This window comes from endosymbiont DhMRE of Dentiscutata heterogama, assembly GCF_002888635.2.
Classification (GTDB): Bacteria; Bacillota_I; Bacilli_A; order Mycoplasmatales; family CGIF01; genus CGIF01.
The window spans coordinates 250,907-277,360 of sequence record NZ_LN828718.1 but is presented as its reverse complement, the minus strand read 5'-3'; the positions used below and the strand labels follow the sequence as shown (position 1 = coordinate 277,360).

The following is a 26,454-nucleotide window of genomic DNA, read 5'->3' as shown; positions in this document are numbered from 1 at the left end:
CTTATAAAAACTTAGTATTGTAGCAATTAAAAAAACATGTTAGAATATGGCATGCTAATTTTTACAAAGTCCAACTCAATTTTGGTTCTACTGAAAATTTGTGATCCGGTCAAGTTAATTCAGTTCAGACTGTCACTATTTTTTCTTTTTTAGTAATTTCATCTTCAACTTTGCTGGCTGTTCTAATTCTATTTAAATTTATTTCCTGTCCATTTTTATAGACCATGTTGAAACGAGTGGGAGTTGTTTCTATCTTGGAAGGCTTGGTAAAATCTTCAATACTCTTTTCTTTTCCCCTTTTTTCCTCTAAAACATAGAACTTTAAACTTTTGACAATTTCTTCAATGTTAGCATTGACTTGCCTTAATCCCCAGGCCTCGGTGATGATATATTTGCAAAAATCTTTGTTTATCTGATTAGCATATCGAGCAGTATTTTCATCCCCCGCTAGTTTTCTCTTTAAAGTATTTATTACATAATTTTCTCTTTGCTCATAAGTATAAAGCTCGATGTTAACGAAAGTAGCGCGGTCTTGAACAAAATCTTTAACCTGTTTAGCATAGTTAGCAGTGCAAATGATAATGCAGTGTGATAAATCTATTCGGTAACTTAAAAATTGATCGCGAAAATCTTTATTTTTCTTAATGTCTAAAACATTACCTAACATATTTTCTAATCCTTCATCCCTTACTTTTTCAAACTCATCCAAAAGAATAATTGCTGTTTTTTGTTTAGCCACAGCCAAGCCTTCGCAAAGTCTTCCGGCAAAAGCAGACTTAGTAGCCGGACTAACTCCCTCTAAAATTCCGGTATCAGTTCGGCCTCCCAAATCAACATTAATTAAATATCATCCTGTCGCTTCACTCAAAATTTCACAAATATAACTTTTTCCAATCCCGGGCGGACCAAGTAAAACATAAATAGTTTGCTCAGTTTTTTTACCTTTTTTAACATCATCTTCTAAATTGACTATATATTTTTTGAATTTTCTTTTAAACTCCGTAAAACCAATTACTTTATCCATAACATTATCAAATTTATCTAAATCAGGAATGGCTTTGGGGGTTTCTCAACCTTTAATTATTCCATCAGCCAATTCTTTCTGCTTGTCAATTGCTAAAGCGGTTAAGGAACCGGCCGGAGCTCTTTCTTTTTCTTTTCTAGCCCGATAACGAGTAATACATTCTAAATAATAATTTTCTTCAGTTGGCGTTACTCCTTTTTTACCACAAATTGCCACTCATTCTTTCCAAGTAATATCATCAGTGTCAGTAGTTTTTTTCTTTTTCGAGGTGGGTAAAAAGTCTTCTTCCTCATCATCTTCCAAAACAATTCATTTTCTTTTGCCAGAGGGCAAAGTGATGAATTCTCCCATTGGTGGGCTAACATAAATATTAAAAAGATTTCAATAAGAATCAACAATTTCTGTAACATCGAATTTGATATGCTGTAAAGCATTTATTAATCTCCCTAATCAGTTTTTTTCTCCCTTTCTTGTTTCAATATCGTAAGTATCTTTATATGTTACAGTGCCATCATCATTCAAAACTTTACGGCCTTTGATTGTATTTCTTTCAAATGTTTTTAATTCTTGTTTTTTTTGTTTTAAAATTTGAGCTCGACCATAAGTTCCACTTGAAAGATTTTCTCCCTTGACAAGCGGAATATTAGTTTGCTCGGTAGTTTGAGGGGTTTCAGTTGTTTTTTCATTACTTTTACTATGCTCAGTTTTGACTTCAGTGACAAACAAGACTTTGTCCTTTATTTTTAAAGGCTCAATAATGTTAGTGAATATTTTTTGTGATCTGGCAAAAGAGACGGAATCAGTATTTATTCTGCTAAATATGTCTCCAAAAAAATCATTTTCTTCTCCTAAATAATCTCTTTCACGATATCGATAGTAAACACTACGAGCAATTACTAAATGAGCCGTTTTAACAATTTTATCTTTTTTTTCATCATCAGTTAAAAAATTAGCACTATAATCATTGAAAAAACTTGTGAAAGTAGGAAATTTGTCAATAATTCTTGCCATAGTTTATTTTTTACATAAAACCTTCATCTTTTTTTGGTTTAATAATATTTGCTCATTTAATACAATCATCACAAATTTTACATAGTTTGCTTGGGTCTATGCCAATTCCGTTTACTCTTTCCCTATGCATTTTTTGGTTTTCTTTTTCTTCTTCACAAATGTCGCAGGTAAAAGTATATAATTTCTCATTCATTAAGTTTTTTTATAGCCACTGAAGTAAATTTTTATTGGCACTGGTTCTGGCAATTTTTTTAAATATTCTTCTAACTCATCTAATTCTTTTTTGTTCATTTTGTGAATATTTTTCATTGCTTTTTCTAATTTTTCTCTGATTAGTTCTTTATTTTCCATATCCTTTTCTGTTTTATTCTCAAATTTCTGCTTCTTTATCTTCTTCTCCCTCATTATATTCTACTACTTTTTTTCGGCAAGCCGAACAAAAATTATAAGTTTCTCCGTTTTTTAAACCTAATTCATTGGGTTCGGAAACTGAAACCCTTATTCGATATTTAACGCTAATAACTTCAAATCGGCAAAAAGAACAAAAGAAGCGTTTTTCTTCCTTTTTTTCTTTGGGAGGATTATGATATAAATCATAACATTTCCGACAAGTTCTAATTGGTTCGGATTTATAAACTGGAACTGTGCTGGCTAATTCTTTTAAATCTTTTTCTTCACCACAATTATTACAAGTAAAAATGTTAGTCATATTAAGAGTTTTTATTTAGTTAGCACCTCCGTTCGGCGTTTTCTTGTCCATAATCCAAATGTTTAAATCCTGCCTCTTTAAGTAATTTTAAAAGAGTTTGCCAATCAAGGTTTTTACTAACAAAAATTTCTCCACATCATAACACCACTTTTATTCCCTTGGGCAAATTAGCGGGGATAATTTGCCACTTACTATTCTGATTTAATTCTTTTTTTGTTTTCATAGACTTTATTTCCTGAAACATTTAACTATAAAAATAATAAATTGTAAAAGAGATAAAATAAAACTACCAATTGAAGTTCAGATAAAAATATCTTCTTTGTGTTTCCGCCATCAAGTATTATTGGTCTCCGACAAAATATTAGATTTATTTTTGCTTTTGAGCGGTGGTTCTTCACTATTTTGCTCTATTACGACCATATAATACTTAATTATTTAGGAGCAACCTCTATATTAACCTCTAATTTTTCTAATCCAATTCTTATTTGTTTCATTGCCTCTGCTTGGGCTTTTCTTAAATTGGTGTTCTCTTCTTCAAGCCTTGCTATTTGGGCTTTTAGTTTTTCATTTTGAGATTGTTCCTTTCTTCCTCTCAACTCTTCATTCTCTTCTTTTAATTCTACTAATTGTCCTAAAAGATTAAGCGATAAATTATTTTTTAAGGAAGTAATATTTATTTTCTTATCGTCAATTCAATTTTTTAATAATTCAGATTGTTCACTAGTTAAATTGTCCACATGCAGATAACTCAAAGGATTAGCCCCTAAATGAATTGAGGCTAAATTGGGAAAACTAGTAAGCAAATTAAAATCAACATCCGTAATCTCATTATTGAATAAATGTAGTTTGGTTAGACTATTTTTATTAGGCAAAGTTGATAATCAACTTAAACTTTTAATTTTATTCTCGGCTAAATTAATAACTTCTAAATCTGGACTATTCAAAGTTAAACTAGTTAATTCTTGTTTAGTAATACTGATTCATTTAAGTTTAGTAAATTCGGATAAATCTAAACTGCCGGTTAATTTATCGGAGATTGGTTCCTCTACTTTCAGATAAGTGACATTCTTTTTGTATTTATTGTTTATATATTCTTGTGCATTTACCATAATATAGTAATTTTACACCTTTTATAAACCACTAGGATTATTGATTTTTATATCATAAATTCACCTATAATACTCATAAATAAATTTGATGATTTGCTTACCATATCTGATATTTTGTTTTTCTGGTTTGGTAGTTTTGATTTCAAATTTAGGAAAGATTTGGTTTTGTAAACCTGTCTCGGAATGTCAATCAGGACAAATAAAAGAAAGTTCAAATGATTTTTCCCTCATAACTCAACCACCTTCATCCACAAAAACTTTTTTAGCCACAAAGTCAAACATAGGTGATTGTTTTGTTCCATCATCTCCATTTATCCACTTATCCCACCACCCTTTTTCTATTGCTAATTCCTCAGCCAATTCTTCCTTGGTTTTTGTGGCTAAGTCTAAATCTTTTTGTAATTGGTCTTTTTTTTGGGTTAGTTCAGTTATAGTTTGTTGATTTTGTTGGACTTCTAATTCTTTTTCCGCTAATTGGATTAGTTTTTGTCTAATATTTTCATATTCTTCTCTTAATTTGTTTCACTTTTCACCTTGTAATTCTTGTAATATCTGATTGTAATCAGGTTTTGGGGTTTCAAAGAGATTTCCAGTAAGGGTTTCAGTAGTTTGCCAATCAGGGACCATATATTTTAGTAATTCCTTTTCTACCTCATTCAAACCTCCTTCTTTTAACTTTTCTTCCAATTCTTTATTTCTATTTTCTAATTGTTCTTGGCTTTCTTTACCTTCAATTAGAGCATTTACTAATTCTAATAATTTAGTTCTGATTTCTGTATAAGGAGAATGTAATTGACCTCAGTCCACTTTTTCGTAGGCGAGTTGGCCTGTTTCTAATTTTTGTTTTATTTTTTGGTAGTCACTAGATTTTCAGTCTTTCCATCTTACAAAGGTTAGTAATTTTTTTTCAATGAGATTTATTTGAGATTGTTCTTGTAAATCTTTTATCTCCTGTCGTAAATTGGATAGTTTGGTTTGTAAAAGAGAGACTTTATTTTGTTCTTTTTGGATATCTTGCTTATATTTTTCTAAATCAGTCTCTCATTGGTCAGTTGGGGGAATGGTGATATCGGTTTGAGTTTCTATCTCTCTTTTAGGTTTCTTTAAAATAGCGACTACTTGTTGGGCGCGAGGGAGTAATCCAGTTTGTTGAGAAACTTGTCCTAAAATATCGTAAACTTGCTGGTCTACTTTTATAAGATTTTCATTCATCTGGGCTAAATTGATTAATTTTTCCCGTAATTCTTTAATTTCAGTATCTCTTACTCGTTTGTTTTCTTCATTCAAGTTTTCTAATTCTTCTATTCTTTGGTCCAGTTCTTTCTTTTCCTCATCCAAACGCTTAATATCCTCCTTACAATGTTCAATATATTCTTTACTAGCCTCTTTTTTGTGTTGGTCTTTTTGACACTGGATCATTAATTTTTCTATGCGTTGCTGTCGATTTTGAAAGATAATAGCACTGCCTTTAATAATGGCGTCTAATCGAGCGATCAGATCATTTTTGCTAATTATTTCTTGGTCCTTTTCTTGAATAATTTGGTCTTTTTTTTTTGAATTAAGAACTAATTGATCTAATTTATCAAAGGCTTGTTGTTGGGTAATTGTCATTCTATAATATGTCTAATAATTCTATTTTGTCTAATAATTCTTGGTATTTTTGTTCTTTCAAAAGCAAATTATCAATAAAAGTTTTTAAATCTGCTAACTCGTCCGTTTCTATTCCATAACTTTTTAAAAATTGGGTTAAAAGTTTTTTTTCTTTTTTAAACTTCCTTATCAAATTAATGTTACCTTCAAATTCTCAATGACGATAAGGCTGAATGGCTCAATCCCTAATTTGTTGAGATTTAGAAACCAAAGCCAGTGCTAAACCCTGCTTAATACTGTCTTCAGGAAATCCCGGATGAGTTTTTAAGGGTTTAGTGGGCTTTTTTTCCGCCGTTTCGCTATGGATTCAACATTTAGGCATTTTTACTTATAATTTTGTTTAATTCTACTTGGTTTAGTGATTTTATATTGATTAGTTGATTTTGCTTGCTTAAATCTGTTAAAAGTATAAGGAAAGGCAAAAGCCTTCGACGAAGTAGAAGTATTTTTATTATTATTTTTCCAACCTTGACTTTTATTGGCTTGGGCTAATTCTTGCTGTCTTTTTTTGGTAAGAGGAACAAAAATAGTCTTTCACTCGCTTTTTTGAGGGTCATAGATGAAATTAGGTTCTTTATTGAGCAAGTAATTCACGATTTCTAGTTTCTAATAATTCAATTTTATTCACTAAATCTCGATTAGTATAACCTTTTTCATTTAAAAATTTTAAGAACCCATGAGAATGTTCTAAACATTCATTAATTTTCTGAATTATTTCGGCTCTTCGAGTTTCCATGGTGTTTTTATTTGTAACCTTTTCCGGATAAATAATTACTTTTCAAGCCTTCACATCACCATTGAAAGATTTCAGAGATTTTTCATAAACAGTTCCTTTTACTTCTACTTCTTCCAAATTCTCAAAATTTTCTAATCCTAATTTAATATTTGGATTATAAGAAATATCCAATTTAGTTAATTTTTCCAAGTTTTCTAATTCTTTTAAAGAACCAATTCACTGAGCGGGATATTTGCTATCTCCTTTTAAATTCAACTCTTCTAAATTAGTTAAACCGACCAAAGTTCCTAATTCTCTTTTTATTGGATTATTAGTCAAAGTTAATTTGGTTAAACTTTCGGGCAAATTAAGTCCGGTAATGTAATTAGATTTAGTGTATTTTCTACCCCACGGACAATCCATATTTATGGTTAGTTCTTTCAGATTTTCAAAATCTCCTAAATCCAAAGTCCCTCGCAATCCTTTTTGAGTTAAATTCAAAGTGATAATTTCGGCTCGCTCATTTTCTGGGTATAATTTTTCCATCACTTCTTCAATTGGAGTATATTTTAAAATTTGCACATTATTTGCTACTTCTAAAGATATTCCTTGGGGTGCTTTCTCTTTCAAAAGTGTGGCAATAGCCAAGTCATAATGGGTTATTACTCTTAATTTATGATTATACCAAACCCTTTCTAATTTGGGAAATTCTTCTCAGGTCAATTTTAAATCGCCTTCTAACTTTTCACTGCTTAAATATAAATCAGTTAGAGTTGGACGGTCGTTTTTACTATATTCAGTATTTATTCATTCTTTAATGTTAGTCATATTTGTTAATTAGTTTTTTGTGTTATTTTTATTTCGGTGAAATGAGCCAAAGCCCCCTCTTTATTTTCAATATATCGCACTAATGATTTTAACTGCTCCGTATTTAAGTCGTTAGTAATGTGTCGGGTTTCTCCGTTTTTATATTTTATATCTAATGTTAGCATATTAATCATTTTTACTATTTAAAAAGGGTTGATTATTTTGATAATTGACATGGGATAATAATTGAGTGGTTTGATTTTCAATTAATAAAGCGGGTTGACTGCCAAATCGTAAATTATATTTCCCGCCCCCCCATGGTTTTCCTTGAAAATCTAAAATTCCTTGGACAACTCCTTCTTGTTTGTCTAATTCTCAGGCATCAAAGTAGGCTTGACCGCTCATTACTTCTGGATTATTTTGTCTTTCTTCTTTGGCAAAAGGATTATGTCGCATCCCTACTTTGAAAAAAAATCTGCTTTCTACTTCTTTCAAATCCTGCCACAATTGTTTTCGTTCCGCGGTGTCTTTGGGAGCAAAATATTCTCATTTTTTAATTGGATTAGTGGCTTTGTTAGGGGAAATTACTCCCAAAAACCCACTTTCATAAGAATTTAAGACATTCTTTCAACCATCTTTACCGGGATTTTTTTCAAACTCCACATCTACCCTTTTTTTACTTTTGTCTTGATCTCAACCAATTAATCCTTTTAAATATCACATTTCTAAAATATCGTGCCTAAATTCAGAGAGGTCAAAAGGTTGTCCATCCCCTCATTGAAAAATAACATATTGGCTGGGATGGGGAGTGAATTCTTGTCCTTTTTGGTCTCCAAAGAATAAAAGTTTTAAATTGGCTCAACCGCCCCCTTGCACTTCATAACCATCAACAATTTGAGCCAGCATGAGTTTTCCACCATAATCAACAATGGCTACTTTGCCATGATTGATTAGAACTTTAACAAAGTTAAACCAAATCGGCAATAATTTGCCCTCTCCCGTTAATTTGCAAACTAAGCCAAAATAATAAGTTTTGACAATTCTAATAAGACTATTTTGAAAGCTGTAAAAACAATCTAAATTTTTATAAATATCGCCGTATTCCATTATAATGCTTCTTCCTCTTTTGCGTTAATAGCAGGGGGTGCTTCAAAATCTTTGACTTCTAATAACTTCTTTAATAAATAAGGGGTGCCGTCAAAATCATTTTCCTCATTTTCTTTTATGATATTATTTCACCTTTCCAGCAATTTTTCATAATCCAAAGTAACTCGTGCTTCCTTAATTCATTCTAGAATCTGCTGAACTTGTTTTTCTTTTTCCCTTTCCCAAGTGCTTAACCCCAGTTCAAGAGTTGCCTTGGTAATATTTTCATCATTACCTTCTAAATAGTAATTTCACCCATTTTCGGTCTCTTGTAATAATTCAGCAATAGCCTCTCGAGCCTGCTTAATGGTTTTTACCGGCTTCATTAAGGTATATTTTTTAGTTCTGATTGCTTTTTTATAACTGTTAACGGCAAAAAATAATTTTCTATTTTTTTCAGTAAGTTTTTTTACTTTCTCTCTTTCTTTTTGTAATTCTTCATCTTTCAATTTGCTTTGTTCTATTTTTTCCCTTCGAACATAATCATCCCAAAATTGCTGTGAAGTAATCGCAATATCAGGTCTTTTTTCCAACTCCTCTCATTCCGCTCTAACTTCTTCTAATTCTTTACCGCCTCAATTCTCAATTCATTCTCCTAAATTTTTTTTCAATTCCTCATTTTCCTGCTGAACGGTTAAAGCGGTCTGATTAGGAAAAGATTGTTCCCATTCTTTTACTTTATTTTCCGCCAATTCACATTTTTTGGTTAGTTCTTGAATTTGCTCTTCGCTTTTTTGCCTAAAAGTATTATACTCTTCTTCTAGATTAGTAAATTTTTCTTGAACTTCTAACGGCTTTTTTTCTCCAAAAGTATCCGTTCAAGTTTTTAATTCTTCTATTTTAGGTTCGTAATCGGCCAATAATCCTTCTAAATATTTTAAACGAGTTAATTGGTCTCTTCAATCTTTCGGCAAATCTTTAACTTCTAATTCTTCATAAGTTTGGATTTTGGATTTATCCTCCTCTTTTAATATTTCTTTTGGTTGATCATTTTTTCACCCTTTTTCTAAATCGCCTAATCTTTTTTTGCTTTCTTCCGAAAGTTGACTGTTTTCGATTACTTCTTTAAAAAATTTTTGGTTCAGACCAGTTTCACTATTATTTAATTCCTTGTTCATAAGTATTTGCTATTTTTTTTTGATGTCTATTTGGAGTTCAAGGATTTCAGCAATAGATGCAGGAAAGAGAAATTTCTCCCTTTTCATTTTTTCTTCTAACCAAAAGGAATTCTATGCCTTTTTTTTTTATCAATATTTTCCATAATTAATATTTATATGCTGGCGGAGGTGGAACCTGTAATACTTGGGCTACTGACTCACTTTCTTGTTGTTTCTCTGTTAATTTCTTTATTTCCTCTTTTAATATTTCTACTTGTTCTTTTAATCCCGCTATCTCATTCTTTAATTCTTGTTGTTCGAATGCGTTTACTTCGTTAATCTTTTCTTGCGTTTTCGATTTTTCCTTTTGTTCCTTTAATTCCTGGCTATGTTGGTTAATCTTTTTAGCCACTTGGTTGGTTCATTGTGGCAGTTCCTCTACAACTTTCCTTTGACCATATTCATAACTAAATCCTTCGTTTTTTATTCCTTCCATAATTTTTGTTTTATATACTACCTTATTTTAATAAAATTTGTCCTTCTTTTTTTTTAAAATAATTCCTAACCTTTAAATAATCCTCTAAGGTTTTTAAACTATTACAATCAAAGTCATTTTCGCCATTATATTCCCCTTTTCCATTCCATTCATCGTATAATTCTTGATAATTGCGGTTAGTTTGGGCTTCGGCAATTAAAATTAATACTTTTTTAACCTTTTGACGACTTTCCGGAACTTGAAAAGCCGGCAAAGCCTTTTCCGGATGAGTCAAATACTCTCTTCATTCTTTTTCGGTTTTTTGTAAATGCCTTTGAATGGCTTCTTCAACTTGACCGCTACTTTCAATGGCTTCAGTCATCATTAATTTTCCTTCTTCTCCTCCTTTTTTTAAATTTTCTATCACCCCTAATAATCTTTCTTTTTCTGCTTTTAATTCTTCATAATCTTGAGCCAAATTAACCGAAGTATTAGTAATGTTAAGGTTAATAACAGTTGATAGGTTAAATCCTTTAATTCCTGTTAAGTAAGAATTGTCGGGAGCAATCAATTCTTTAAGTTTGGGGCAGTTAGTTAAATCCAGAATGCTAAATTCATTTTGACCGGCAATTAATTGTTCAATCTCAGGAGTTTGACTAAATTCTAATCTACTTAATTGATTATTCCTTACATTAATTCTCTTTAAATTAGGACAATTGTTAATAATTAAAGAAGTTAATTCCTGATTAGGCAAATTAATCTCTTGTAAATTAGGATAATCTTGGATAATTAATTCTCCGCTTAATTTTTTTTCTTCCTTATCCGGAAGCAAGTGGATAGTGGCGATATTTTTATCACTCCAATTTTTTGCTAAATATTCTTGAGCTGTCATAACTAATCGATTTTATTAATTTTGTCTTTGATTTCTTGATATTTTTCCTTATCAGTGAAGTCTTGGAGATAATTATCTCATAATTGATTTTGCTTACTCAATTTCTCAAAACTTTCACTAGTTGGTAATTGTTCTTGCTTTTGTTTTAAATAGTCAATCTCAAACCGCAAAGGAGCAACTATAACTAATTCAGATATTTCTTTACCAAATGGAATTTGAGAATGATATTGGACTTGGATAATATATTCTCCGTTTTGATAATCAAGAGTGGCTTTTAGGCTTAATTTTTCCTTGTCTTCTGTGGCTAACTCTTGACTAACTAATTCGATTAATTTTTGTCGGACTTCAGATCAAGTTTTATCGATTATTTTTTCACTTACGGTCGTTTTTACTGTTTGGCTACCGGCAATATCCTCTGAATTAGGAAAATAAATAGTTAATAATTCCCTAATCTCTAATTGCTGATGGGGAAAACTGGACGGGGATAATAAGTCAGTGAAGACTTTTTGATACTGGCGGTCCAGATTTTCTTTAATTCAGCCTAATTCTTCCTCAAATTTTTGTCAAAAAGTTGGGTTTTTTTCCGGGAAGTTGGCGGTAGTTATTTCCCGAGCCAAATTTCAGAAAATTAAATTGGGGCAAAAATTACCTGACTTATCTTTTTGGTCCAATTGGATAAAAATAACACCTTCTTGGGCTTCGCTGGGTTCTCCAAACTTAATCTCCACCGACTTAATTTTGGCTAATCTTTGAACTTCCCGAACTACTTTTTTCTTAATAATATCACCAGCAATTCCCAACTCTTCTCACAACTTTTTATCTTCTTCAGTTTCCTGTTCGGCTTGTTCTCAAATAATTTCTTTCAATTTGGTAAGGCCATCAGTGATTATTTTAGTTAAAGGAGTAGATAAAAATTGTGGGCTAATTTCTATTTTTTCCAAGTTAGAAAAAGCAGTTAAATCCAATTCTCCTCCGGCCAAAGTTTCAGTAATAGAAGTCAAAATAAGCTCTTTAACTTCGGATTTTGCTTCCTCAGTGGGATATTTTTCATTTAAGTATTCTTGAAGGGTTGTCATAATTTTATTGTTGAAATATTTCTTTTGTCACTTCTCCCCAAAGTTTTTTACACTCCTTGGGAGTTGGTTCATTAGTTTTTAATTCTACTAATCCTTTATAATAGGCTTGTGTATAGTTTTTGATTAACTTTTCTTGTAAAGTTGTCATAATTGTAAAATCTTATCTATTTAGTGGGAGTCTCTACTTGGGCCACTAATTCCTGTTCTATTTGTTTCAATTCCTCTTGGAGTTCGGCAATTATGGCTTTTATGCGTTCATTATTTTCTAAATAAGCTTTAATTACTTGGAGATTACCAGTAATGGTTGCCTCTAAATTGGCAATTCTATTAATTAAAACTTGCTTTCGTTCTTGGACTGTTGCTTTTTGTTCGTTTAGCATATTCAAGTGCCGGTCCCAAAGCGGTTTTTTAATCTGTTATCCGAAGATTATTAACTACTTCGGTCCGGCAGTTCAATATGGGCAGTTTTACCTGCCCTAAAGTAGAGAGCAGAGGATGACGATTCTACACTTTTTGGTGGGCAGGCAGAATTGTCTGATTCAAGAACCTACCCACCATTTTTAATTAACCAAAACTCAATCCTGTTCTACTATCTTTTCTGAAAAAGTATAAGGGCTAAAATATAAGTCCCGATATTCTTCTTTAAGTAAAGAATTAGTGGCTCAAGTATTTAAATATTGAGAACCATCTTTTAATTTTGCACCGGCTATTTCTATTCCCTGGCCGGCATATTTGGTTGCTTCAAAAGTTTTTTCCAAGATTCAAGAACCATTTTTTACTCCGGTTCCTGTTGTTGAAGTTGCTACTCCCGTTCCTATTCCAAAAAGGGATAGGGCTAATCCTGCGTAAATGATAAATTTTTTGATGATGTTCATGATATTTATAATTAATTTATCAATATTTAAAATTGACTTAGTTTATTTTTTAAGATATTAGTTAAAATGTTAATTAAGGTGCAAAAAAATAAGGTTGAGGCATTTTTACAAATGAACAATTACTTGCAACTTAATTAACCCTTACTGAAACCTTCTGCTGACAACACCTCGGCTTCCCATTTTCTTTCTCCTTCTTCCCCCACGCCCACCTAATAAACCAAACATGAAAGATAAAGGATAAAACTACTAACAAGACAACCAACCCAGAAAAATAAACAATCTTTTGCCTCAAATGTTTTTTATCTTGTTCTTTTTCAGCACAAGCAGCACAAGGTCCACACAATTTACTAATTATTTGATCTCTTAAAGAACGATATTGAGTTCGTTCATCTTCTAAAAGTTTATCCACTGCTTCTAATTCTTCACTATGCTCGGTTAAGAGTTTATTTATTTTTTCTTGCTTTTCAGTATTAGAGATTTGGGAATTTTCTAACTCCTTAACTTTATCTTTGATTTCCTTTTCAATCGCTTTCTTTTCTTGGCGGCAGGTTTCTAATTCTTTTCGTCATTCTTCCAACTCTTTTTCTTTTTGTTGAACTTCTTGTCAATTTTTCTGACTTAATTTAGTTATTTCCTTGATGCGTCCTTGTAATCCAACAATTAACTCGGTCAATTTCTTTATTCTAGTTCAGTCAGACATGTTTTAAAAATTAAAAAAAATCCCCCTCTTTATTACAAATTACGATACGACCAGCCTAATTATTTAGGAGAAATTATTTAATATTCATTGATTTTTCTAATGTTTCAATTTGGGCTAATAATTCAGCAGCCTCTTTTTCAGCCTCGGTTAGGGCTTTATCGTTTTTGTTAGCAGTTTCGGTATTTCCTTGTTTTAACTGATTTAATTCAGTTTGGGCTTTTTCCAATTCCACTTTAACTTTTTGATACTCTTCGTTAATTTTTTCCATTTTGGCTTTACTAACTGTAATTACATTCATTAATTGTTTGATTCTTTCTTCTTCTGTCATATTTACTTTTTAATATTTGTTTCTGCTTGTTCGATTAGGGCTAATAATTCCCGGGCTTCATCTTCTACTTCCAATAGATTTGCTTCTTGGCTTTTTTTCATTTTTTCTTTTTGGGCTTCCAGCAACTTCGTTTCTTCCTCTAATTCCGCAATTTTGTTTTTTAACTTATTCACTCCCCCAAAAATATTAGTTTTTAAAAGGGATAAAAGTTTAATATCAGGTTCTTCGGCTTTGTCCAATTTACCCTTTTGAGTTTCTGAAAGAGGAAAAATCTCGGCTAAACTTTTGATGAAATTATAATAGTTGGTTTGTTTTAATTCAGCTGATTGTAATTGATAATCTTTTTGCCGTAATTGTTCCTGTAAATTGTCTTTTTCTACCCCCAATTCCAGATTATTTTGGTGAAGAGTAAAAGAGGTTTTTTCTAAATCTTCAACTCTCTGGGCTTGACTTTCGGCCGCAGTTAGTTGTTCCTGCAATAAAGTATTCTTTTGCACTAATTCTTGCATAGTGATTTCTTGCTGTTGATTATGCTGGGTTAAATTAACAATTCTCGCTTCCAACTCAGCAAATTGTTCGGCCGAAATTTCTACCACCTGACTGTTTTCTTGCTGATAATCATTAATATTAGCCAGCAAATTATCAAAGGTGGTGCTTAATCTTTTTTCGCTTTCTTCATTTTTCTTAATCTCTTCGGCTAAAGAAGGAGTGGCTGGGAGGTTCTCAAATTCATCCGTAAGTGGAGTTTTTAAGGCTAATTCAAAATCCAAAGTAGAACTTTGAACCCTAGTAGATAAAGAATTTAAAGAACTCATGGAATCGCTTCTGCCATGGTCTAAATAAACAGAATTGGTTCTTGCTAACATTCCGTAATCTACAGTCTGCCTTTTGCGTTTTTTATCCTCTTCTAACGAATTAAATAAACGATAATTTTGGATTTGTTTATTATGTTCTTTTTCTCTTTCTTTTCAGCGTTGCCGATATTCTTTTTCTTTATCTATAATGGCTTGTTCTAACTCAGCTTTTTTAGTTTCACAGAGATTTTTATCACTGTTTAAACGGGATATTTGGTTAAATAATTTTTGCTGTTTAACCGCCATTTCACTATTTTCCTTTCATTGAGTTTCTAGTTTCTCAATTAAGGATTTACTATTTTCTACTTCCTTATTTAAGCGTTCAGTTAAGCGTTGGTTTTCTTCAGTTTTGGCTAAATAATCCGAGTTAGTAAGTTTTAATTCTAAATGAACCGCTTCATTTTCGGTTTTTAGTGATTTGTTTTCCTTAATGACTTGTTGATTTTTTTCTTGACTTACTTTTAGTTTATTATCTTTTTCTTCACTTTCGGTTTGGAGAATTGTTAATCGTTCTTCTAACCGAACTACTTCTTTATGTAAGTCAGCAATTTCTTTTTTTTGTTCAATTTGATCTTTTTCATAAGAATTTATGATAGTAGTGTAAAAAACTTCTTCGGCTTCGCTATCGCTCTCGTAAGAATATTCACTAGTTTCACTAATGATGGGTGAGGTTGGTGAGAAGTGAGATTGGTAAGAATTGTTAAGGGGAGTGCCAGGCAGAGATTTTGAAAGGCGAGGAGGTAAAGGTCGGTCTCTTGAAGGGGATAAAGGGGAAGTGGGGATTTCTCTGATATCTCCCGGCGACAAAGGGGTTGGGGTATAGCTTTTACTTCTTTTTCGGGAATTTAATTCTTTTTTTGTCATATTTAAGCGATTTGTTTGGGAGTTTTAGGGGTTTTTGGTGGTAGTTGTTTAAAGCCTCGAGCGTAGCAGAGGCAGAAAATAAAACAAGGTAAAAATAAAAAGGCTAGGGCTACTAGGGGAAAAATAAGTGGGGAAGTGACGAACATTTTGTCTTCTAGTTGATTAATGATGTCGGTTGATTGGGGAGTTGATTGAAGGTTTTTCATATGAGTATTTTTACCTTCGCTTTCGACTTATTAGGGATTTTTTAAGGTTTTAAGTTGTATTTTAGTTAAAATGTTAATTAAGATGTTAAATTATAACTACGATAAAACATATTATATAGGACTTTAAGGGAAATTTTATCAATAATTAAAAAGTGAAGCAATATGGTAGATAAAAAAAAGCAAATAAGAATGGCAAGTGGCAAGGGGGAATATGTCACCAAAGTTGAGTTTTTTCAAGAGTTAAAAGAAATACGAAATCTTGTAAAAGATGAGTATTCTCAAATAAAAAACGACATTAAAGAAGTAAAAAAAGCCGTTATTACACCAAACCAAAACAAAAAAGAGGTTAAAAAAGAAGATACTAAAATAATCAATTTGGAAGTCCAAAAGGATAAATTAATTGCCCAATTAAGCGATGGTCGCGAATTAAGCATCCCAATAGTTTGGTTTAAAAAGTGGGGTGTAAAAGGAGTCAAGGTCGACAAATTGAAAAATTATGAAATTTGAGAAGGAGATGAGATTTATTTTCCCGATATTGACGAAGTTTTAGGAATTGAAAGTTTTACTAAGGGCTTTGACGCTGATTGTGAATAATTATGCCAACTTGAAAGATAAGTAGTTATCGATTTTATTTTCATTCCGGAGAACCTTTAAAAAAACATAAGCCTGCCCATATTCATGTTCGCGGTTTGCCCCATGGTAAAATCCAATTTTGGTTAGAGAAAACCGATGCAAAATCCAAAAACGAAGTAAAAGTTAAAAAAATTAAAGGACGAGTGTCTGAAGAGGAACAGAATGAGGTAAAAAAACTAGTGGTTAAGAATAAAGACCTATTTTTAGCAAAATGAAAAAAATACCAAGCTCAAGCCGGTAAATAAGTTAAGATTTTAACTTAAAAGATAACGAACCACTATTAACATAATTCCCCAAAGTTCTCTTTTTTCTCTTACTCCGAACACTCTCTCAAAAAAAATATTTGTCTTTTTTATAAAGAGTAATTAAACAATTATTACAAATATATTTTCCTTGGTCTTTTTCCTTTTCCGTCCAATAATCTCAATTATTTCTTTTGACATAATCGCCATAACAGCGATTATATTTAATTTCAAAAGTTTGGAGGCAATTAGTAGGGTCACTTAATCCATGAGGAGCAAAAGCCTTATAAAGTGTGTAATAAGAACATTCCGCCAGCAAAGGTTGTAAAACTGATTTCTTTTCTTCATTATTCATTTCATTTTACCGAGTATTTTACTTTTTTTCTTTTTTATCAGACTCTTTATCAAGTAAAGAAGTAAACTGATTAACTTTATCCCCTACCTTTTTTACTTGGCCAACCCCTCTTTGAAATAAATTAGCCCCTTGTTGTTTTAACCTATCCGCCAAACCCACTTTATCAGCTAAATATTTTTGATGTTGCCCAACCAGGTCAGTCTCTTCGGAAGTAGCATCTTCTTGCAAACCGGTTTCTAATTTCAGTCTTTCGGCCTCATGAGCTATTTCTTTTTTAAGATGTTCTTTTTCTAATTGTAATCTAGCCATGGCCGCCTCTATTCTTATTAGTCGCAAAGCGGCACTAGGTCTTTTTTTCTGAAATAAAGATTTTCAAGCCAAAATTAGAGTAGTAACAGAACCTAAAATCACTGTGCAAACACTAGTAATGGTGGCAATGCGATTAGTTTTTTGACTTTCTTGCAATAATTTAATTAGATCTTGATTTTCGGGCATATTATTTCTTTTCTTTTTTTTGACATTTTTTAATAATAGTTTCCAATTTTTTAGTTTGTTCTTCTAACTGCTCTTTTAATTGGTCAATCTGTTTTTGTTCACTTCCGTTTTTTTTCTCTAACTCTTTAATTCTTGCCTCATTTATTAAATGTTTGCGTTGGTGTTCTAGGTCATTTTTTTCTAATTTGAGGGTTTTGCGGTCAATGTGTATTTTATAACCGTAGCCCATAGCGGTTAATAATACTGCCACTCCTCCGACTAATTTGGCACAACTTATATCCATGATTATTGCTTTTTGTCGTGAACTACCCCGGTCATTCGGGCTAGGAAATTGTTAGCATTATCTTCATTTCCTTTTAATTTCACCAATTCATCATAATTTTTTCTAAAGGATTTTAGTAAATTACGATAACCATCCATAGTATCTTCTATTGTGGCTTCTTCTGCTAGTTTTTTTAAAGTTTCTGACTTGGCAATGTCTTCATCAGATTGTAAAAATTCCTTAACATTTTCTCTAATTCGGTATCATTTCTCCTCGGAAGTTTCTATACCGTTTAGAATATTGGCTAAATGGATACAAAATTCAGTAGCATCATCAATCCCTTTATAGCTGATTAGTTTAGTTGAAAGTTCCCCGCGGCTTAATTTACCCTGTAATTTTCAATAGGCCTCAATCCCTTCTTTTTTGCTTAATTCTTCGGCTAATTCAATTTCTTTTCTAAAAGTTTGAGAATTACCAATTTCGGCTAAAAGGGCCTTAGCGATATTTATTCTTCTTTGAATTTCTTTTTCAGTTAAATTTTGATTCATATTTTCTTATATTATTATGCTCTCATTCTTAAAGTTCATACTAATTTCCCTTCTCCATTCTTCTCTTTGCTGTAATCTATTTCGGCATTAGTTAAATTGTATAATCCCGCTAATTTACGGACAGTATTCGGGTTTTTACTTCTTTTGTTGGTCTCATCATAATCTTTAGTGGCTAATTCATTTACTTTGGCTTCTACTAAACCATTTAGCACAGTGCGAGTTTCTTTTGCTACTTCATCCTTTTTGCCCGCTTCCAACTTGGCTCCAAACACCGAACTAATAAATTTGGATTGATTTTTTAAATCTAATCCTTGGGGATATTTCCGGTCTTGGGTGATAAAATTGGAAATCATTTCTTTTAGTAGATTTTTAGCAGTTTCTTCACCCATAGTAATGGCTTCGGATTTGCCCAGATATCTATTTCATAATTTTTCACTCGGATTGATATCTTTTCCGAAAACTTTACCAGCTACGCCCTTGGCAAATCAAGGTTTATCCAACGCTTCCTCTTTATCAGCTTCTGTTCTTCAATCCAATTTAGACAATTTGACTTTTTTGTCTTGCTGTTCTTTGGTAATTCTTAAACCTATCAATATTTCTTCGGGGGCTTTACCGAAAGTTTTGGGGTCGGGATAGGCCACGGCTCCTCGTAGAATGTCAATATCGTAAATTTGTTGATAAGCTTTTTCTTCGATTTGCTTAGTGTTGCCATCAAAAATGGCTCGAACCATGGCGGCCGAAACATTGTCGGATAAATCAATTTCCCCAAACTCTTTGGTAAAAGTAACAACTAAACCGGGGTCGTGCCGACCTACTCGCCCAAACTTCTGAATTGAAGAAGGTTTGGAATCAAGTCCCAAAGTAGGTTCAGAGTAAGTGAAATATTTTTGTAAATTAGTAGTCTCGGTAGCTCCTACACAAATTACCCCATCAATTTTAGGACTAACTCCCCTATCTTTATTTCCATCAACTCCATCGGCCGAGCCACCAGGACGGCCATAAGTAATATCCTCGCAATTCTCATCAAATTCAGAAGTATAAAGCATATAAGAAGCATTATTTCCCAAAATTCTAACTTGTTCGGCGGTTATTTTTAAACTTTTAAGGAAAATCCAAATTCTACCAGTTTGCACCATTTCTTCGGTATTAACTTCAATAAAAGTAGGTTGGCCATTTTCATCTTGCCATTTAATAGTTCCTGGTTGTAAACCTCGCATTGTTTCCAACTTTTCAGCGTGTTCGGAGTTTCTTATTCTCATTAAACCAGCCGGCATGTTCGGGTCCAATTTACCAGTATACATCAATTTCCTGGGATAAGTGGAAGTAGCCGAGAAGTCTACTCCCGGAAAAGTAGCGGACATTCTTAAACATTTATAGCCCGCTTTTATCATTTCAAATTGTAAGGCTTGAAAACCAGCGTCATTATAATCGGCTTCGTCAAAGACGATAATAGTTTCTTCTTTGGGGATTAATTTCTCTTTGACTTTTTGCTTTAAATTTTCATCGCTTCAACTATTTATGCCACCAGTTTCTACAAACAGATTACGTCCAGCAAATCCTAATAAGTGGCCTCAATACATAACTGATAGACCTTTTTTGCCTTCTTCCATTCCTTCTAATTTCCCCGTATTGGCATTTTTTCAGTAGACCAAGTCATTTTTGGCTACTGGATAAGGGCCGTGGGATTTGTAAAGAGATTTCATTTCGGGGTCATGTCGGTTTTCTTTAATATCTTCTTCGGTGGCTCTTTCCATGGTGCCTCGGCGAACATAAGCCATTTCGGTTTCTCCTTTGGCTCCGCCGTGAAAAACACAACCTCAAAAAGGTTGCAATCAATTACCTGGGGAGTGATGTTTAAAAGCACTGTCTACCAGAGTTTGATTGGAAGTAACTAGAATGATATTTCTTTCACCGCCTTTCACTAAACAATTAATTACTTTGGTTGATTTACCAATTCCCGTTCCAATAGCTAAGTGGCCTCCCATTCCTTTATCTCCGCCAATGACTTCAATTTCTTCTTCCACTCACTTGTCTTTGCTCGTGTATCCCCCCTTGACAAATCTTTTGACTACTTTTTTACCAATTTGACAAAAATGCTCGGGGTTAGTTAATTTGTCGGGATTGAAAGGATAACCTTTGCCATCTTTATTTTTATCGTAAAAGAATTTTAAGAGGTGGGTTCCGCGTTGCGAAATGTCTAATTTTTCTTCCGCTTTGGTTTTGTCTTTGGGGATTTCGTAGCCCCCTTGTTCTTTCAATCAACCCGATTGAATTAAATCTTCTCATTTGCTATCTTCTTTAAAAAGTCCGAGAGCTTGAACATCGGGGTCAGCTGCGATGAAAGCATTAAGTTTAGCCACCGTCATCGGTTCATAATTTGGGACATTTCAAGTGTTTTGGAGATTAGCAGAAAGTTTTTTTAAAGTGGCTTCTTCTAGGCCGCCATCTTTGGGATCGGTTAAAGAATATCAGAGATTATTTCTTTGGTTTTGTTCGGCTTGTTTGATTTCTTGGGCCTTGTTAGGTGGGAGGAAGTCAGTTTTTAATTCAGCAAATTGTTTATCTATTTGAGCCTGATTAGCATCTAAATCGCGGCGATATTTGTAAGAGTTTATTTGTTTAACTAGATTGTCGACTTTTTGGATTTCTTGGTCGATGTCTTGTCTTTTTATTTTTAAGACTTCAATACTGGGGATGTTTTGGTAAGTAATTTTGCCTTCTTTAATTTCAGAAGGAGTGGCCCACCCATTTTCATAGGCTTTTCTTTGGTCGGAACCGGTATTAGGTAGTCCGGTGTGGCCCACCCTTCATAATTCTATTTCTGAGTCGGATAATTTTGTGGGGTTTTGGCTTTGAAAGTATTGTTTGAATAAGGACTTAATGCGATTATCCCTTAATTTGCCTATTTCTGTTCAACTTCTAGTATCAGGAACCTTCTTTTCTTGATAAGTAGTTTTTATTTCTTCCTCAGAAGGAAATTTATCTAAATTAGTTTCAGTTTCAATTCTTTTAACAATAAATTCATGAACTTTATCAACTTCTTCGGCTAAATGTTTTAAAGTTTCTATTCCCTTAGTCGTTTGGGAATAAGGGTTGCCCATTACTAAGGTCTCGGTGGTATAATTCTCAATAATTTTATCATTATTGATTAGACCATTGGGACTATTATATCAGCCGTTGTTGTAGATTAATTTGGCTACTTCAATACTTAAACTACTTTTTCTTCAATTATCCTTTCATTCTTCTTTAATATTGCCTAAAGTATCATGATTAGTGAAAAAGTTTTCTCAGGCTTTTTTGCGACGAACTACTGGAATATCTTTTAAGACTTCTTGAATTTTTTCCGGAGTAGGGGCTTTGTTAATGCGATTTTCTTCTAGTTTAGTGAAATCACCGCCTACAATTTCTTCCCCTTTTAGAAGAGCATCTTGGTAGACGCTAGTTGCCGCTTTGACATTACTTCCGTATTTTTTGGATCAGAATAGTTTATCGTTGCTTTCGACAATGCCGTGGTCTTCGTAGAATTCCCTTCAGGCTTCAATTGCTTTAATTTGGGCTTGTTCTTCGGCTTGCTGTAAGGCTAGTTCTTTGGCATTTTTACGAAAGCCTTCGCGACCTTTGGGAATGCTATCGCTGGGTTCAGTGGGATAAAACTCTTCAGAGCCAAAAATATTATGGATTTCTTTTAAAATTACTCCTTTGGCTTTTAGTTCTTCTAAAACTGTTTGGACTATTTGGGGTTTGGCGTTGTAAATTCCGTCTTGGAAGTTTTGAGGACCGCCTAGTTTTTGTTCAATAGTATTGATGTTTTCCTTATTAGTTTCTTCTCAAGTTTTATAAGGCTTAAGAATTTGTTCGTTTATTGCTTTTTGGGTGTCTTCTCAATTTTTATAAGGAGTAAGGGCTTTTTGTAGAGATTGGGTGTCTTGTTGTTCGTTTCAGCCGCCGGTAAATTTGCCATTTTTGAAGTTTTCTTTATCAAAGAATTCGTGAATGGTCTGGATGACTACTTCTTTGCCGCCTTTATATTTGCCGTTTTGGAAGTTTTGGGGGCTGAAAATTTCTTCAATAATTACTAATATTTCCTCTTTGCTTACTCCTTTTTTGGATAGTTTGGTAAGTTCAGATTTGATTAATTTTTTAAAAAAGGCTTGATTGGCTTCTTTATGCTCAACTAATAAGGTTTTTTTGAAGAGGTCAAGTTGGGACTTGAGGGCTTGGGGATTGAAGTTCATTTTTTTATTGTTATGCTTTTGATTCTTCTTTTAGCTCATCCAAGCCTTTATGATCATTCTTACCTAAATTTTCCAAGCATCATTTTGGATCGCCATAATCCTTGAATTTAATATTTTCTTTGGCTTTAGTATCTCTCATTCATGTAGCAAACTCGGCCTCCGAAGTTAATACCCCAACTTCTATTCAATCTTTAACCTGTTCGTAAGTGAAATCAGCATCATTTCATTCGTTCGCTTGTTCCTCCCTCATTGTTTCATCGTCTTTATCTTTCAACTCGCCGTAATCTTTTAAGATATCTTTTGTTGGTCCTAAATTATTAAGAAGGTCGGAAATATCTGCCAGTGCATCATCGCATTTAATAGCAAAAGCCGGTCGGAAGTCAACCAAAACTCATTTTCTTCAAATGTGGTCTAATAATTTGTGAGCGGCAACATATTCATCTAATTTTAAATATCGCTTGTTTAATCCCTGAGCCAAAAATATTCCATCACTGTCAATAAGAGATGTTTGCATTCCATTAGCCATGTTGACTGGAATCACATCAAAAATTTCTCTCAAAGTCGCCAAAATTGGACTAGGGCTAGTGTGGAGAGAAGAAGTTATCATTGCTGAATACAACGGATAATTTAAACAACAAAATATTTTCTTAGTATCTTCAACATTGCACTCATCTTCTTTCAAGTTAAACTTTCGTGAAGGAGTTGTCATTTGAAAACCAGCAGTAATCAAAATTTTGGCTACTAATTGAACATCTTGCAATTGGCTAGCAGTAAGTTGAATAATGGCTTCTTTGTGATATCTTTTGTCGTCTGAAAAATAATTTAGGACAAGTTCTTTGTCATAAAAACTAGCAACTTTACTACTTAATTGTTGAGTTTGCAGAGCAACAGAGGTTGGGGCTTTGCCCCCAAGAGCAAGTTGTTCAATTGACTCACTGAAAACAGTGTAAAAAATTAACTTGTCTTTATCCTCAATCCTTCCTTTATAAGAAGCAACTTCGTTAGGTCCAAATTCTTGTTCTTTATAATTCCAAGAAAATTGTTTTGGTTCATTACTTTTCAATCCAACAACTTTAAATACATCACCATCAACCTGAACAGTTTTGATTTTGGGTAAAAATTTACTTTTTGCTCTAATTTGGGCAAAAACATCAGCGATTACAGTTTGGTTTTGTAATCCTAATAAAAATTCGTTTTCTAAATTTTGCGGCTCTTTTTCTATTAATACCATATTTTTTAAGAGCCGAAAACGACGAGGGGAATCGAACCGTTTTCAAACTCATAGAAAACAATTCCCCTCTTGGTTTGGCGATTAAACTTTCCAAACCAACGTTCTATATTAATTATTTTTTAATTTTTGACAAGCCTCTCTGTATTCATCGGCAAATTTTTCCTCCTTGGATTTTGGAGGACCATAAATTTCTTGCCCGGTTTGAGCCAATTGCTTTTCATTAGTAACCATGCTTTCAGCTTTAATTCGCAAAGATTTTTCTACATCTTTTTCGCTTATTAGAGAAGAAATAGTAAGTTCTCTGTCTCCTAAATCTTTTTGCAAACTTTCAATGACCTTATCTTTTTCCTTTAACAATGCATCCCGTGAAGCAATAGCGTCTTTAAATTTTTGATTTTCCTCTATTATGGAATTTCTAACTTGGTTATTTTTCTCGTTTTGGTTTTGGTTCATACTCTTAAAAAAATTTCTAAGAGCGAAGAAAGACAAAAGGAAACTCAATTCTGCCTTTCGACGCCATTACAAATGAGTTTCCTAATGGTTTACTTGTTTTTGGAAGTTTTCTGACTTCTGCCAACAGCAAGTATATATTATTATTTTTATCAAGCAAGAGAAAAAAAGTAGTATATGAACCAACCTTTTGATATTGAAGAATGGTTAGAAAGTAAGAAAAAAGGTTTTAGTGGCAAAATTCCCCGAACCGATCTTATTGCCAAAATTAAAGAACTGGCGGCAGAAGCGGAACAGTTAAAAAAATCCCAAGCCCAATTAACCACTCAAAATAAAGAGTTAGAAAATAATTTAACCAATCGCGACCAAATTATTCAGGAGAAAGATAAAGCCATTACCGAAATTAAACAAGAATTAACCACTAAATTAGCAGAGCAAGAAAAAATTTTACAAAGCAAAGAGGAAGAATTAAAGAATTTGCAGCAAAGACCAGATATTACTGATGATAAATATCAAGAACTCTTAAATAATCAAGAAAAACATCGACTAGAAGAATTGAGGCCAGACAATTTACCGGAAGATTGAGAAAAAGAATTAGCCGAAAAGGATAAGTTAATTGCTAAGATTGAAGAGATGGAAAGGCAACTAAAAGGAGTTTACACCACTTATCCAATTATTTTAGAGGAGGAAAAACCCGAAAATGTAAAGAGATATATTGAAGAATTAGAGAAAAGACCTACCCAAGAGAAATTACAGCAAGTTATTCAGCAAGAAAGAGATAAATATAAAGATTATGATAATCTAAAAGTCGATTTAGAAAAACAAAAAGAGAACTATTTGGAAATTAAAAGAAAATACGATGAATTACAAAATAAAAGTGATAAAACAAAAGAAAACGGTATTACTGAAACAGAATATCAAAAACTAAACCAACAATTACAAGATGAAAGAGAAAAAAATAGAGTTTTAGAGGAAAAAAACCAAGTTTTGTCGGAGACCAAATTCACTGATTTACCGCCTATTGTCGAGGAAAAATTAATAAAAAAAATAAGCGAATTATTAACCGAACCCATTAACCTTTTACGAATAGAAATTGCGGAATTATTGAAAAAACCAGCAATTAGTCAACCAAATAAATCTCTTGCTGAACTACCGGTTGATTATGAAGTGACAAAAACTGAAAAAGAAGAATTGCTTAAAATTTTGGAGACTTTGAAGTTGAAAATATTAGAGAGTGAAGAAAAATTTTAATTCTAATCTCTTTTTTTGATTTCTACTATTCATGGTCTTATTTTTTTAAGCACTCCGTATGATATGTATAAATAGGTCGGGTGTGTCTTTTCTTTTTATTTTTTGCACTCAATTATCCCTTATAAATACTTTCTTATTACATTTTTCGCACTTGCCTATTATTATGCAATTGTCTTTATTCATGGCTATTTTTTGTTTTTGTCTTTTTTCTTTGAGAATTGTATATTTCACATAATTTAAAATAAATAATACTTAATAATCCCATAATTCCTGCTAAAAATCCTATTATAATTTGTCCTTGTGTCTCTGTCATATGGGTTATTTCTTGGTTTCCTCTGTATTAAATCCGTGTTTCTTTAAAAACTCGTCGGCTGTTATTTTGTCTTTGTGTCGGGCTGCTATTTCCTCGGCCGTTTCTGCCTGCTCCGTTCTTTTATTTTCAGGTTTGCCTTGCTGGTCGGGGTCTAGCGTGTCCACTATCGGTATCATAAAAAACTTGCTGTAAAAATATTTGAGAGCATAAGTTTCGGCCTTGCCTTTGGCTTTGCTAATGTCGGGATCTTGCCCTGCGGCTCATATTTCAAAATTTAATGCCTCATTTTCGCCGTCGCTAATGTTTACTTTCTTTAAATATCTTAAAATATGCTCCTTGTCCTGCTTTTCGTAATAAAAATGGTTGCTATCATCGGTAAATAATACGGCCAGTTTTTCCTGCTCTAATAATGGTTTAAGTTTCTTAACAGCATCCTCCTCGCTAAAATATTTATATTTTTGGAATTTGTTTTCTTTAATCCGGGCTAATCCTTTAATTTTGGCTTGTATTCTGGCTAATTTTGTATATATCGCGTTCATATTATTTGATATTTTTATTTGGCATAATAGTTAATTATCGTTAAAAATCCTTTCTGCTAATTGTGTTATTAATTTCTTTGTTCCCTTATCCTTTTCGACTCTTTCGTCCATTGGGGTTGCTCCTTTCTTATATAAATAAACTTCACTATGATATTTATTACGGCCGGGGCTAGGGTGGTAGGGAAAAGTTAATTTAAGCCATATATGTCTTTCCTCACCATTGCTCTGCTCTCAATATTCGAACTTTGCGTGTTCCTTTACATATTCCAAAATCTTATTAAATCGTCCTTGGCTTCGGTCTAATGGGTTAAAGATTTCGTTTAATTCTTGTATGTTGTAATTAGTTGCTGTTTCGTTCATGT

36 protein-coding genes are annotated in these 26,454 nt (G+C 32.7%); 3 read left to right on the top strand and 33 right to left on the bottom strand.

Annotated features, from left to right (window positions below; translation table 4 throughout):
- Positions 1–61 precede the first annotated feature (61 nt).
- The 23 genes from DHMRE_RS01765 to DHMRE_RS01655 all read right to left on the bottom strand — a co-directional run bounded on the left by DHMRE_RS01765 (position 62) and on the right by DHMRE_RS01655 (position 15,538).
- On the bottom strand, positions 62–2,035 hold the full coding sequence (locus DHMRE_RS01765) for an AAA family ATPase (RefSeq protein ID WP_322632672.1): 1,974 nt from the start codon (positions 2,033–2,035) through the stop codon (positions 62–64).
- A 10-nt stretch (positions 2,036–2,045) separates the two neighbouring features.
- Positions 2,046–2,228: a hypothetical protein gene (locus DHMRE_RS01760; RefSeq protein ID WP_322632671.1), complete on the bottom strand. Its 183-nt coding sequence runs from the start codon at positions 2,226–2,228 to the stop codon at positions 2,046–2,048.
- Positions 2,228–2,386 (bottom strand): hypothetical protein, encoded by a 159-nt coding sequence (locus DHMRE_RS01755; RefSeq protein WP_322632670.1) that lies wholly within the window; start codon positions 2,384–2,386, stop codon positions 2,228–2,230. Before DHMRE_RS01755 ends, DHMRE_RS01760 begins: the two co-directional genes overlap by 1 nt.
- A gap of 13 nt (positions 2,387–2,399) precedes the next feature.
- Positions 2,400–2,744 carry a hypothetical protein gene (locus DHMRE_RS01750; RefSeq protein ID WP_322632669.1) on the bottom strand — a complete coding sequence of 115 codons (345 nt, stop codon included), beginning with the start codon at positions 2,742–2,744 and terminating at the stop codon, positions 2,400–2,402.
- 19 nt (positions 2,745–2,763) lie between these two features.
- Positions 2,764–2,967: a hypothetical protein gene (locus DHMRE_RS01745; protein WP_322632668.1), complete on the bottom strand. Its 204-nt coding sequence runs from the start codon at positions 2,965–2,967 to the stop codon at positions 2,764–2,766.
- 208 nt (positions 2,968–3,175) lie between these two features.
- Positions 3,176–3,853, bottom strand: coding sequence for a hypothetical protein (locus DHMRE_RS01740; RefSeq protein WP_322632667.1), 678 nt, complete (start codon positions 3,851–3,853; stop codon positions 3,176–3,178).
- 21 nt (positions 3,854–3,874) lie between these two features.
- Entirely contained in the window at positions 3,875–5,464 is a 1,590-nt protein-coding gene (locus DHMRE_RS01735; protein ID WP_322632666.1) for a hypothetical protein, read from the bottom strand.
- A 1-nt stretch (position 5,465) separates the two neighbouring features.
- Positions 5,466–5,825: a hypothetical protein gene (locus DHMRE_RS01730; RefSeq protein WP_322632665.1), complete on the bottom strand. Its 360-nt coding sequence runs from the start codon at positions 5,823–5,825 to the stop codon at positions 5,466–5,468.
- A gap of 2 nt (positions 5,826–5,827) precedes the next feature.
- Positions 5,828–6,097, bottom strand: a complete 270-nt coding sequence (locus DHMRE_RS01725; protein ID WP_322632664.1) for a hypothetical protein — start codon at positions 6,095–6,097, stop codon at positions 5,828–5,830.
- Positions 6,078–7,046: a hypothetical protein gene (locus tag DHMRE_RS01720; protein ID WP_322632663.1), complete on the bottom strand. Its 969-nt coding sequence runs from the start codon at positions 7,044–7,046 to the stop codon at positions 6,078–6,080. The genes DHMRE_RS01725 and DHMRE_RS01720 overlap by 20 nt, the downstream gene beginning before the upstream one ends.
- Positions 7,047–7,051: 5 nt before the next feature.
- Positions 7,052–7,210 carry a hypothetical protein gene (locus DHMRE_RS01715; RefSeq protein ID WP_322632662.1) on the bottom strand — a complete coding sequence of 53 codons (159 nt, stop codon included), beginning with the start codon at positions 7,208–7,210 and terminating at the stop codon, positions 7,052–7,054.
- Position 7,211: 1 nt separating this feature from the next.
- The gene (locus DHMRE_RS01710; protein ID WP_322632661.1) at positions 7,212–8,132 is read right to left on the bottom strand and encodes a hypothetical protein; all 921 of its coding nucleotides are present in this window, start codon (positions 8,130–8,132) and stop codon (positions 7,212–7,214) included.
- Complete coding sequence (locus tag DHMRE_RS01705; RefSeq protein WP_322632660.1) at positions 8,132–9,289, bottom strand: hypothetical protein; 1,158 nt, start codon at positions 9,287–9,289, stop codon at positions 8,132–8,134. The genes DHMRE_RS01710 and DHMRE_RS01705 overlap by 1 nt, the downstream gene beginning before the upstream one ends.
- 145 nt (positions 9,290–9,434) lie before the next feature.
- A complete protein-coding gene (locus DHMRE_RS01700) occupies positions 9,435–9,764 on the bottom strand; it encodes a hypothetical protein (RefSeq protein WP_322632659.1) in 330 nt (109 codons plus the stop codon).
- Between the two features lie 22 nt (positions 9,765–9,786).
- On the bottom strand, positions 9,787–10,635 hold the full coding sequence (locus DHMRE_RS01695; protein ID WP_322632658.1) for a hypothetical protein: 849 nt from the start codon (positions 10,633–10,635) through the stop codon (positions 9,787–9,789).
- Positions 10,636–10,637: 2 nt separating this feature from the next.
- On the bottom strand, positions 10,638–11,711 hold the full coding sequence (locus DHMRE_RS01690; RefSeq protein ID WP_322632657.1) for a hypothetical protein: 1,074 nt from the start codon (positions 11,709–11,711) through the stop codon (positions 10,638–10,640).
- 4 nt (positions 11,712–11,715) lie between these two features.
- The gene (locus DHMRE_RS01685; protein ID WP_322632656.1) at positions 11,716–11,859 is read right to left on the bottom strand and encodes a hypothetical protein; all 144 of its coding nucleotides are present in this window, start codon (positions 11,857–11,859) and stop codon (positions 11,716–11,718) included.
- 16 nt (positions 11,860–11,875) lie between these two features.
- Positions 11,876–12,091 carry a hypothetical protein gene (locus DHMRE_RS01680; RefSeq protein WP_322632655.1) on the bottom strand — a complete coding sequence of 72 codons (216 nt, stop codon included), beginning with the start codon at positions 12,089–12,091 and terminating at the stop codon, positions 11,876–11,878.
- Positions 12,092–12,271: 180 nt separating this feature from the next.
- Positions 12,272–12,586, bottom strand: coding sequence for a hypothetical protein (locus tag DHMRE_RS01675; protein WP_322632654.1), 315 nt, complete (start codon positions 12,584–12,586; stop codon positions 12,272–12,274).
- 130 nt (positions 12,587–12,716) lie between these two features.
- Positions 12,717–13,286 carry a hypothetical protein gene (locus DHMRE_RS01670; RefSeq protein ID WP_322632653.1) on the bottom strand — a complete coding sequence of 190 codons (570 nt, stop codon included), beginning with the start codon at positions 13,284–13,286 and terminating at the stop codon, positions 12,717–12,719.
- Positions 13,287–13,359: 73 nt separating this feature from the next.
- Positions 13,360–13,614 carry a hypothetical protein gene (locus tag DHMRE_RS01665; protein WP_322632652.1) on the bottom strand — a complete coding sequence of 85 codons (255 nt, stop codon included), beginning with the start codon at positions 13,612–13,614 and terminating at the stop codon, positions 13,360–13,362.
- A 2-nt stretch (positions 13,615–13,616) separates the two neighbouring features.
- Positions 13,617–15,332, bottom strand: coding sequence for a hypothetical protein (locus DHMRE_RS01660; RefSeq protein ID WP_322632651.1), 1,716 nt, complete (start codon positions 15,330–15,332; stop codon positions 13,617–13,619).
- Positions 15,333–15,334: 2 nt separating this feature from the next.
- Positions 15,335–15,538, bottom strand: coding sequence for a hypothetical protein (locus DHMRE_RS01655; RefSeq protein WP_322632650.1), 204 nt, complete (start codon positions 15,536–15,538; stop codon positions 15,335–15,337).
- A gap of 162 nt (positions 15,539–15,700) precedes the next feature.
- On the opposite strand from DHMRE_RS01655, the gene DHMRE_RS01650 reads away from it, so the two are divergent.
- Both DHMRE_RS01650 and DHMRE_RS01645 read left to right on the top strand, forming a co-directional pair.
- Positions 15,701–16,132 carry a DUF2442 domain-containing protein gene (locus DHMRE_RS01650; RefSeq protein WP_322632649.1) on the top strand — a complete coding sequence of 144 codons (432 nt, stop codon included), beginning with the start codon at positions 15,701–15,703 and terminating at the stop codon, positions 16,130–16,132.
- Between the two features lie 2 nt (positions 16,133–16,134).
- On the top strand, positions 16,135–16,416 hold the full coding sequence (locus tag DHMRE_RS01645) for a DUF4160 domain-containing protein (protein WP_322632648.1): 282 nt from the start codon (positions 16,135–16,137) through the stop codon (positions 16,414–16,416).
- A gap of 1 nt (position 16,417) precedes the next feature.
- Here the strand turns inward: DHMRE_RS01645 and DHMRE_RS01640 are convergent, their stop codons facing one another.
- The 7 genes from DHMRE_RS01640 to DHMRE_RS01610 form a co-directional block, all read right to left on the bottom strand.
- A complete protein-coding gene (locus DHMRE_RS01640) occupies positions 16,418–16,768 on the bottom strand; it encodes a hypothetical protein (protein ID WP_322632647.1) in 351 nt (116 codons plus the stop codon).
- An 18-nt stretch (positions 16,769–16,786) separates the two neighbouring features.
- A complete protein-coding gene (locus DHMRE_RS01635) occupies positions 16,787–17,263 on the bottom strand; it encodes a hypothetical protein (protein ID WP_322632646.1) in 477 nt (158 codons plus the stop codon).
- 1 nt (position 17,264) lies between these two features.
- Complete coding sequence (locus DHMRE_RS01630) at positions 17,265–17,546, bottom strand: hypothetical protein (protein WP_322632645.1); 282 nt, start codon at positions 17,544–17,546, stop codon at positions 17,265–17,267.
- Between the two features lie 2 nt (positions 17,547–17,548).
- The gene (locus DHMRE_RS01625; protein ID WP_322632644.1) at positions 17,549–18,073 is read right to left on the bottom strand and encodes a hypothetical protein; all 525 of its coding nucleotides are present in this window, start codon (positions 18,071–18,073) and stop codon (positions 17,549–17,551) included.
- A gap of 14 nt (positions 18,074–18,087) precedes the next feature.
- Positions 18,088–22,308 carry a hypothetical protein gene (locus DHMRE_RS01620; protein ID WP_322632643.1) on the bottom strand — a complete coding sequence of 1,407 codons (4,221 nt, stop codon included), beginning with the start codon at positions 22,306–22,308 and terminating at the stop codon, positions 18,088–18,090.
- Between the two features lie 10 nt (positions 22,309–22,318).
- Positions 22,319–23,539, bottom strand: a complete 1,221-nt coding sequence (locus tag DHMRE_RS01615) for a hypothetical protein (protein ID WP_322632642.1) — start codon at positions 23,537–23,539, stop codon at positions 22,319–22,321.
- 108 nt (positions 23,540–23,647) lie between these two features.
- Positions 23,648–23,992, bottom strand: a complete 345-nt coding sequence (locus DHMRE_RS01610; protein WP_322632641.1) for a hypothetical protein — start codon at positions 23,990–23,992, stop codon at positions 23,648–23,650.
- A gap of 174 nt (positions 23,993–24,166) precedes the next feature.
- Between DHMRE_RS01610 and DHMRE_RS01605 the strand changes: the two genes are divergently transcribed.
- Positions 24,167–25,240 carry a hypothetical protein gene (locus tag DHMRE_RS01605; RefSeq protein WP_322632640.1) on the top strand — a complete coding sequence of 358 codons (1,074 nt, stop codon included), beginning with the start codon at positions 24,167–24,169 and terminating at the stop codon, positions 25,238–25,240.
- A gap of 175 nt (positions 25,241–25,415) precedes the next feature.
- Here the strand turns inward: DHMRE_RS01605 and DHMRE_RS01600 are convergent, their stop codons facing one another.
- The 3 genes from DHMRE_RS01600 to DHMRE_RS01590 are packed head-to-tail and all read right to left on the bottom strand — an operon-like array spanning position 25,416 to position 26,452.
- On the bottom strand, positions 25,416–25,553 hold the full coding sequence (locus DHMRE_RS01600) for a hypothetical protein (protein WP_322632639.1): 138 nt from the start codon (positions 25,551–25,553) through the stop codon (positions 25,416–25,418).
- 5 nt (positions 25,554–25,558) lie between these two features.
- The gene (locus tag DHMRE_RS01595) at positions 25,559–26,092 is read right to left on the bottom strand and encodes an ERF family protein (protein ID WP_322632638.1); all 534 of its coding nucleotides are present in this window, start codon (positions 26,090–26,092) and stop codon (positions 25,559–25,561) included.
- Positions 26,093–26,122: 30 nt separating this feature from the next.
- Positions 26,123–26,452, bottom strand: a complete 330-nt coding sequence (locus DHMRE_RS01590; RefSeq protein ID WP_322632637.1) for a hypothetical protein — start codon at positions 26,450–26,452, stop codon at positions 26,123–26,125.
- Between the last annotated feature and the right edge of the window lie 2 nt (positions 26,453–26,454).